The organism is Burkholderia sp. E168m23 (assembly GCF_016586125.1).
Classification (GTDB): domain Bacteria; phylum Pseudomonadota; class Gammaproteobacteria; order Burkholderiales; family Burkholderiaceae; genus Burkholderia; species Burkholderia orbicola.
This window is the reverse complement of the sequence record NZ_BCPP01001150.1, coordinates 1-1,935: the sequence shown is the minus strand read 5'-3', so window position 1 is coordinate 1,935 and position 1,935 is coordinate 1. Positions and strand designations below refer to the sequence as shown.

The 1,935-nt window shown below is 63.5% G+C and carries 1 protein-coding gene and 1 pseudogene; both read left to right on the top strand.

The window, feature by feature from the left end; translation table 11 throughout:
* Window positions 1-427, top strand: a pseudogene (locus JMF90_RS35105) (isocitrate lyase); the annotation flags it as partial.
* Between the two features lie 609 nt (window positions 428-1,036).
* Window positions 1,037-1,935, top strand: an 899-nt coding sequence (locus JMF90_RS35100) for a phosphoenolpyruvate carboxykinase domain-containing protein (RefSeq protein WP_201326165.1), incomplete at its 3' end; no start/stop codon positions are given.

Sequence of the window (1,935 nt, the reverse complement as noted above, 5' to 3'; positions counted from 1 at the left end):
GAACTTCCGCCAGCAGGCGTACGACGCGATGAAGGCCGAAGGCAAGGACGTGTCGGCTTACGACCGTGCGCAGCTGATGAGCGTCGAATACGACGAAACCGAACTGGCCAAGCTCGCCGACGAGAAGATCCGTACGTTCCAGGCCGATGCATCGCGTGAAGCAGGCATCTTCCACCACCTGATCACGCTGCCGACGTACCACACGGCAGCGCTGTCGACCGACAACCTGGCCAAGGAATACTTCGGCGACCAGGGCATGCTCGGCTACGTGGCAGGCGTGCAGCGCAAGGAAATCCGCCAGGGCATCGCGTGCGTGAAGCACCAGAACATGTCGGGTTCGGACATCGGCGACGACCACAAGGAATACTTCAGCGGCGAAGCGGCGCTGAAGGCAGCGGGCAAGGACAACACGATGAATCAGTTCTGATCGTCGTCGGACCCGCAACACGACGCCAGCCCCGCGGGGCTGGCGTTTTTTTGTCTGCTCGAACCTGGCGCGTTATCCGCGCACGACTTTTACGACGTACGGGCATTCGGACAGGATGTTTGTGTACACAACCTAATTCAGGGTTTGCCTGAGTAGCGAAAACGCGAATTCGTGCGACCCGCGTTAGCGTTGTGCATACGGACGAGTGGCAGGTTGAAATTGCCGCTCGAGCGAAACCCTTGCGGGGCGGTCGTCGCGCTCGTTTCGTCCCCAAAGCGGGCACAACGTCGCCGTAAAACGCAGCTGTCTGCAACGCGCATGCCGGCGCGCAGTCACAGTTGTTTCTTGTTGCAACGCAACGCCCGCCCAATAACGGCGATGGTATGCTGGCCGGCATGGAGTTGTATGGCAGGTTGCTTGCATGGCGAAACTCGCGTTCGCACCCTCTAACGAGACTTCACCTTCTCTCGCACGCATCGCGGCATCGACGCGCGCTCCGCTCGCGCGTCCCGTCCTCGCGCCGCATCTTCCTGCGCTCCGCACGCATTCCCCATCTCGCGGGCTCGCCCCGCATCCCCATCCCCGCCCAATAAATCTGGAGACATCCCCATGTCGCAAAACACTTTGGCCGAAGCAACGCACGGCCCGCTGATTGCTCCGCCGGTTTTCGTCAAACATCGCAAGCTGATCGACTGGGTGTCGCGCATCGCGGCACTGACGGAGCCCGAGCGCGTCGTGTGGTGTGACGGTTCGCAGGAAGAATACGATGCGCTGTGCCAGGCGATGGTCGATCAGGGCACGCTGACGCGCCTGAATCCGGCGAAGCGCCCGAACTCGTATCTCGCGCAATCCGATCCGTCGGACGTCGCGCGCGTCGAGGATCGCACGTTCATCTGCGCGGCCTCGCGTGACGACGTCGGCCCGACCAACAACTGGATCGAACCGGCCGAAATGCGCGAGACGTTGAACGGGCTGTTCCGCGGCTCGATGCGCGGCCGCACGCTGTACGTCGTGCCGTTCTCGATGGGCCCGCTCGGCTCGCCGATCGCGCACGTCGGCGTCGAGTTGTCGGACAGCCCGTACGTCGCGGTGAACATGCGGATCATGACGCGCATGGGGCGCGACGTGTACGACGTGCTCGGCGAGGATGGCGACTTCGTGCCGTGCGTGCACAGCGTCGGCCATCCGCTCGAAGCCGGCCAGCAGGACGTGCCGTGGCCGTGCAATCCGGTCAAGTACATCGTGCACTTTCCGGAAACGCGCGAGATCTGGAGCTTCGGCTCGGGCTACGGCGGCAACGCGCTGCTCGGCAAGAAGTGCTTCGCACTGCGCATCGCGTCGACGATGGGCCGCGATCAGGGCTGGCTCGCCGAACACATGCTGATCCTCGGCGTGACGTCGCCGGCCGGCAAGAAGTATCACGTCGCGGCCGCGTTCCCGTCCGCGTGCGGCAAGACCAATTTCGCGATGCTGATTCCGCCGCAGGGCTTCGACGGCTGGAAGGTCAC